A 6,340-nucleotide genomic window follows, 5' to 3' on the forward strand; every position below is an offset into this window, starting at 1 on the left:
TCGAGAGCTGCACGCAGTGCCGGAAGAATGACGGCGATGCTCATGGTCGGGAATTCCGGATTTTCTGCAACAGGGCGGTGGTGCTGCGGTCGTGCCGGAAAGGAATGCTGAGGACGCGACCGCCGCGCGCCTGGACCTCGCGGGCACCGACAATGCGTTCCACCGGCCAGTCGCCGCCCTTGATCAGGACGTCAGGCTGCAGTTTTTCTATGAGTTGCAAAGGGGTGTCTTCATCAAAAGGGGTGACGAAATCCACGGACTGCAGGGCCGCGAGTACCGCCATCCGATCGTCTTCCGGATTGATCGGGCGATCAGCGCCCTTGCCGAGTCGACGCACGGAGGCATCGCTGTTCACGGCGACAACCAGACAGGCGCCTTCCGCGCGGGCTTCGGCGAGATACTGGACATGGCCACGATGCAGGACATCAAAAACCCCATTGGTGAACACCAGTGGACGACGATAATTGCAGGCCTGCCTGAGCTGCTCATGGTCGTGCAGAATCCGTCCGGAAAATGACGCGACGCTATGGGGCGGAATTGGATTTTCGGCAAAGGCTGCGTCCACATCGCTGCAAAGGGCATGAATGATGACCAGATGGACTTCCTGGATGCGCGCCGTACTGGTTTCGGGGACGCGCAGCTCAATATCCGCCGCCCCCAGCAGGCCGGTAAGTTGTCCGCCATCCTTGCCGGTCATGGCCAGGGTCCACATGCCCCGAGCCTGGGCCGCACGAATGGCCTGCAGGACATTTTCGGAATTGCCGGAGGTACTGAAAGCCACCAGACAATCGCCGGGTCGGCCCAGGGCCTCCACCTGACGGGCGAATACTTGCGTGTAGGCAGAATCATTGGCAATGGCGGTCAAGACGCTGCTATCCGTGCTGAGGGCAACGGCGGGAAGGGCCATGCGATTACTTTCAAAGCGGTTGACCAGTTCGGAGGCCAGATGCTGGGCATCTCCCGATGAACCACCGTTGCCGCAACATAAAACCTGGCCGCCGTTCTGCAGTGTGGCTATCAGTCTTGCACTGGCGTCGGCGAAAGGTGCGGCGAGACTCTGTGCAGCATGTTCCTTGGTGGCGATGCTGGCGCGCAAGGCGGTATTTATCCGGTCAGGCATGGTCATGGGCTGGGTACTCTGAAAGCATCGCGAATCCACTCCGGCGCTGCGTCACCGTCAATGGCAATCACGTCAAACCGGCAAGGACGCAGACCATGCCGGGGATTGCGCAACAAAAAATATTCGGCAGCGCGAATCAAACGCTGCTGTTTCCGATGGTTGACGCTGGCAGCGGCAGAGCCTTGCCGATTATGGGTGCGCTGGCGTACTTCCACGAACACCAGCGCCTCATTATCCAGTACGATCAGGTCGATTTCCCCGGAACGGCAACGAAAATTGCGCAACAGCAATTTTAGTCCGGCCCTCAGCAGCAAAGCCAAAGCGCGATCCTCACCCTGCTGACCGAAGTTCTGGCGCGGCGAAGGCATGCGTTAATTTAGCTGCCGGGTTTGGGAATGGCTGGCAAAGGCACAATAGCGCCATTCTCTACTTCCATCCATTCCATGCCACGCACGATGCGGCCTCCTTTACCAAAATGTAAGGTTCCGGTGGCACCTTTGAGAGGCTGACTGAATTGTCTGGCGAGGATTTTTTCGGCAAGCTGGTAGGCATCCATACCAAAAGCGGCCATCCGCCACTGCGCATCACTGGCATTGGGCAGGCTCGTATGGAGGAGCGCGGCGGCCTGCGGTTTGGTCGTAGCCGGTTGAATAATCCAGGGCATATCCACGGACTCAATTCCGGAGAGATTTTGCGCATCGCTCGGGAGGGTGGCTCCATGTAAAAGTGCCGGACTGAAAATCGGGATATGACTGTTGATGGAACGGATGGCTGTGACTGCAGCGTTGGCATTTTTGCTGTCTGCGACCAGGAAAACAAAATCATGCCTTGAGATGGTCCCGCTGAGCAGTTGCTGCGCCTGACCATTAAGAGAATGACCAGGCAGATAGGTGGCGACTCCTGAGACGCTGCCACCCAGTTTTTTCCAGGTATCGATAAAATCGGCCTGAATGGCAGCGCCACTGGAATCCTGCGGATACAACACATAAACCCGTCGATAGCCTGCTGCATAGCCCTGATTGGCAATCTGACGCGCCGCAACATCCCGACTCAGACTGAAAGTATATAACCCCGGTTGTTGTACCCCGGCATCGGAACCCAGAGCAATAACCGGAGGATCTGAAGGTTTGCGTACACTGGCCACGGCATTGATGTCCTGCGGTAATAATGGCCCGACAAATATCTGGCAACCTTCCTTGACTCCGCGCTCAAAAAGCACAGCAGTATAACTGGGATTTCCGGTACTTTGCAGCAGCTTGACGGCCGGCCCGGATGCCAGCTGTTCCGCCGTTTCCATGCCAGCACTGAGGGCCTGGGAAAGTCCCGCATAACTACCGGTGGAGGGGAGCAGTGCACAAATACTGCCCTCCTGACTGCTGGTAGTGTCTGCGACGTTCAGTTCGTCATGGCTGGTAAAATTGATGGGCGGGTGGCCAGGATGCGCGGCCATCCAGGCATTGATAGCGGCTTTGCGTTGATCCGGATCAGGATTATGGCGACTGATCAGGGCAATGGCGAGCCATTCCTGTACCAAAGGATTACCACTGCGTCCCTGCCAGTTTTGAATGCGTGCCGAGGAAACAGAGTCCAGAAGAGCATGAATACGCTGATGGTTTTTGTGGATGGCAGCGCTGCTGAGCAGGCTGTCCCGTTCTATCAGAAAATTCAGGGCAGTCAGTTCATGCCCTTCCTGGGTGTATAAGGTGGCAAGGGTTCCCATGGCCTCGGCCCGCACGTTCTGAGGCGTGCTGGCGATGGTCAGCAGTTCTTCCAGATTGCCTTTGGCTCTGGGTGTCTGTCCCTGATCCATCAATCCCTGGGCGCGTACCCACAAGGCTTGTCCCCGTAAACCGTTATCGTCATGTTCCAGGCGCAGGACTTCATCGGCGAGGAGTACCGCTACCGGAGCCCTGTTGCCCTGCAGGGAGGCTTGTGCAGCCTTCAGCAAATACTGGAGTTGTGTCTTGCCCTGAACGGCCGCCGCCGCCTTGATGTAGTCTTTGGCGGCTTCCAGGTCATGCCCCTCTGCGAGTAACGCATCTGCTTGCCGGGCACTTGCCGCTTCAGGAGAGTTTGCCGCAGTGGCTACAGGAGCCGGAGCAGTACTGAGCACGGGCGCCGGCTTATGTGGCATACTCGCGCAGGCGCTCAAGGCGGCGGCGACAGCCAGTGTGGCGGTCAAACGTGGCAAATGGAATAAACTGGTCGGCAGTTTCATGAGCAGAGTGTATGGAGAATGGAGCAGTGGTTCAATGACTGAAATGCATTCCGGGCTGTTGACGATTATCGCCACCCCCATCGGCAATCTGGAGGATCTTTCGCCACGGGCCGGGCAGGCCATTGCGGGTGCCAGCCTGATCCTGGTGGAAGATCGCCGTCATGCCCAGCGCTTGTTCCAGCATCTTGGTGTACAGCCCAAAACCATGGCCCTGCACGAACATAACGAGCGGGCACTGGCCCCGCAAATTGCCCAGCGCATAGCCGCCGGTGAGCAGATTGCCCTGCTTTCTGATGCCGGGATGCCGTTAATTTCCGATCCTGGTTTTCCATTACTGGCGTTGCTGCGCGAACAGCAGTTACCGGTCACCATTATCCCCGGGCCCAATGCCGCTGTGGCCGCGTTGTCTTTGTCTGGCTTGCCGAGTGATCGCTTCAGTTTTGAAGGATTCTTACCCGCCAAAGCGGGCGCCCGTCGGGCGCGTCTTGCGGTGTTGCAGTCGGAACCACGAACCATGATTTTTTATGAGGCCCCCCATCGCATTGTGGCAACAATAACGGACATGGCGGAACTTTGGGGTCTGAATCGGCCTGCAGCGCTTTGCCGGGAGCTGACCAAAATCTATGAGGAATGTATCCGGGACTCTCTGGGCGGGCTGCTGGAACGCCTGTCCCAGCAGCCGGATAAGGTGCGTGGCGAAATGACTTTGATACTCGGCGGAGCACCTGAACAAGACCCGGGTGAACAGGAAGCGGATCGCTGGCTCGCCCCTTTGCTCGAGGAGTTGCCACTGACCCAGGCGGTGCGAATTGCTGAAGCGCAAAGCGGAATGGCCCACCGTCTTTTATATCGTCGCGCCCTGGCCTTGACTTCCGGGCGTGAGCCCGCTTAAATACGCGCTCTTGGCCCAGGTAGCTCAGTCGGTAGAGCAGAGGACTGAAAATCCTCGTGTCGGCGGTTCGATTCCGTCCCTGGGCACCATATAATCAAATAGTTACAGCATCAGCAAATTCTAATTGGTGCAGTTATTGGTGCAGTAACATGAAAATTCTGCCAGACTCGGTTACTGGTAGTGTGTCGCGTATCCCTTGAAAATGGCACAACGCAGCGGCTATGGTGCAGTTCTCGATTACACCATTGAGGACGCAGATTCATGGCGAGCATTCAAAAGCGTGGTAAGTATTGGCGGGTACAAATCCGCAAGCAAGGCTACCCCACACTTTCATCTACATTTGATACCAAAGCAGAAGCCAATCTCTGGGCCGCCCAGCAAGAAAAGAAACTGGCAGAACAGTCACCAGCCCAGGTGATTAAGCGTATGCAGGACCAGACTTTTACTTTCGGTGAAGCTCTATCCCGTTATGCAGAAGAAATTATCCCGACCAAGAAACCCACAACCCAACACCGTGACGGTGGCATCATCAGGCGGCTTCATACCGATTATGGGGAAATAGCTTTAGCCCAACTGGACGGTCCCATGCTCGCCGGAATTATCCGGCAATGGCAGACTTACCAAAGTGCAAACTCCATCCGTCTTTACCTGGCTGTCATTAGCCATCTATTCAACATTGCCCGCAAGGAATGGGGCATGGTTGATCTTATCAATCCGGTGGAACTGGTACGCAAACCCAAACTACCCCCAGGGCGTGATCGGAGATTAGTCGGGGATGAGGAAGACCGCTTACTGTCGGCTTGCGCCAAAACCAACCCTGAATTGGCGGATATTGTGATATTCGCCATGGAAACAGCCATGCGCCAGGGGGAAATCATTAGCATGGAGTGGCGACGGGTAAACTGGATCGACCACACGGTTTACCTCACTTACGGCTTGACTAAAACCAGTACGGCAAGGGTCGTGCCGCTTTCCGAAAAAGCCGAAGAAGCCTTACAGCGGCAGCAAGCCCGAGCAACGGGCAAGGATGGTAAGGTATGGAAGTACACCACTAACGGGATGAGAGCCAGCTACAATAGAGCCTTAAAACGGGCGGGTATAGAAGGGCTGACTTTCCATGACTTGCGACACGAGGCCACTAGCCGGCTAGTGGAAAAGGGGGTTACCACAATGACCGTTCAGGCGATTACCGGGCACAAGTCCACCCAGATGATGAAGCGGTACACGCATATTTCCGATAAAGTGCTGGTGGATGCGGTGCGGGGTCGTGGATAAACAATTCGCTTAAATATACATGACGTTTTTAACGTAAACCGCCACTTTGCAAAAAAATGCATCATGCGCATATAGCTGAAAGAGTACACCATGCAGATCAAGACCGTTCCACAAAAAATAGGCAATCAGCTCATGTACTGTTACGGGGTGCGTCTATCCCCGGATTCTGAGCGGGCTGTGGCAGAGCAGATCAACCAAGCCCGTGCGCTTTACAACAATATCATCGCGGTCATGCACAGCATTTATGATGAAATGCAAACCTACATCATGGCGCATGCAGGACCGGAAGCACGGGGAATTCAGGTGCAGATTGAGGTCGTGAGTTCAGCCTTCAACGCCGCAAAAGCCGCCAATGATGATGGCGAAATGAAACGCATCGCACAGCAGCGGCGAGCACTCTGGAAGGACTTGGGGGTGATCCTGAAAACCGTCCGACAGGCGCATAAAGAAACCCTTAAGGAACGATTCTATTCACGCATTGGCAACAAAGCGGCCTGTGAAACCTACCAGTGTCGTGCGACGGCGGTGATGGAAGGATTAGGTTTCTCCACGGCCTCAAAAGTGCTGGATTCAGCACTCAAGGCCTGGCAAATGTCCATGTCCAAGGGCAAGGCACCCCGGTTCGCGCGGGGAGACCTTAAATTACGAGACACGCTTGCTCTGCAATTTTCTGAAGCGGGCGGATACCCTGTAGAAGGGCTTTTTACGGGTAAACGCCATGATCTGGTCATCCAGTACCCCAAAAAAGGTTTTGTGCCGCGCTCCTACAGCCCTTTTCGATTCAGATTAGGTGCAGCAAAAGACAACCTCTATGCCGAGGGAACGGTACATTTAC

Annotated in this window: 6 protein-coding genes and 1 tRNA gene; 4 read left to right on the plus strand and 3 right to left on the minus strand. The window is 55.7% G+C overall.

Annotated features, from left to right (window positions below; genetic code table 11):
* Positions 1 to 40 precede the first annotated feature (40 nt).
* From rfaE2 to AC2VLY_RS17060, 3 genes are read right to left on the minus strand one after another with little or no spacing between them, the layout of a single operon-like run.
* Positions 41 to 1,126, minus strand: a complete 1,086-nt coding sequence (rfaE2, locus tag AC2VLY_RS17050; RefSeq protein ID WP_486922701.1) for a D-glycero-beta-D-manno-heptose 1-phosphate adenylyltransferase — start codon at positions 1,124 to 1,126, stop codon at positions 41 to 43.
* Positions 1,123 to 1,488, minus strand: coding sequence for a YraN family protein (locus AC2VLY_RS17055; RefSeq protein WP_024893315.1), 366 nt, complete (start codon positions 1,486 to 1,488; stop codon positions 1,123 to 1,125). The genes rfaE2 and AC2VLY_RS17055 overlap by 4 nt, the downstream gene beginning before the upstream one ends.
* Before the next feature lie 8 nt (positions 1,489 to 1,496).
* The gene (locus AC2VLY_RS17060) at positions 1,497 to 3,233 is read right to left on the minus strand and encodes a penicillin-binding protein activator (RefSeq protein WP_486922703.1); all 1,737 of its coding nucleotides are present in this window, start codon (positions 3,231 to 3,233) and stop codon (positions 1,497 to 1,499) included.
* On the opposite strand from AC2VLY_RS17060, the gene rsmI reads away from it, so the two are divergent.
* The 4 genes from rsmI to AC2VLY_RS17080 all read left to right on the plus strand — a co-directional run.
* Positions 3,202 to 4,230: a 16S rRNA (cytidine(1402)-2'-O)-methyltransferase gene (gene rsmI, locus AC2VLY_RS17065; RefSeq protein ID WP_486892320.1), complete on the plus strand. Its 1,029-nt coding sequence runs from the start codon at positions 3,202 to 3,204 to the stop codon at positions 4,228 to 4,230. The genes AC2VLY_RS17060 and rsmI overlap by 32 nt on opposite strands.
* A gap of 13 nt (positions 4,231 to 4,243) precedes the next feature.
* A tRNA-Phe gene (locus AC2VLY_RS17070) sits at positions 4,244 to 4,319 on the plus strand.
* 172 nt (positions 4,320 to 4,491) lie between these two features.
* Positions 4,492 to 5,505 (plus strand): tyrosine-type recombinase/integrase, encoded by a 1,014-nt coding sequence (locus AC2VLY_RS17075; protein ID WP_486892319.1) that lies wholly within the window; start codon positions 4,492 to 4,494, stop codon positions 5,503 to 5,505.
* Positions 5,506 to 5,595: 90 nt separating this feature from the next.
* A partial coding sequence (locus AC2VLY_RS17080) for a hypothetical protein (protein WP_486922704.1) occupies positions 5,596 to 6,340 on the plus strand: 745 nt, incomplete at its 3' end.

The sequence above is a fragment of the Acidithiobacillus sp. TH-A36 genome, assembly GCF_057473445.1.

Coding starts and splice junctions, on each gene's coding strand:
- AC2VLY_RS17075 (WP_486892319.1), top strand. CDS start 4,492: ATGGCGAGCATTCAAAAGCGTGGTAAGTATTGGCGGGTACAAATCCGC.
- AC2VLY_RS17055 (WP_024893315.1), bottom strand. CDS start 1,488: ATGCCTTCGCCGCGCCAGAACTTCGGTCAGCAGGGTGAGGATCGCGCT.
- rfaE2 (WP_486922701.1), bottom strand. CDS start 1,126: ATGACCATGCCTGACCGGATAAATACCGCCTTGCGCGCCAGCATCGCC.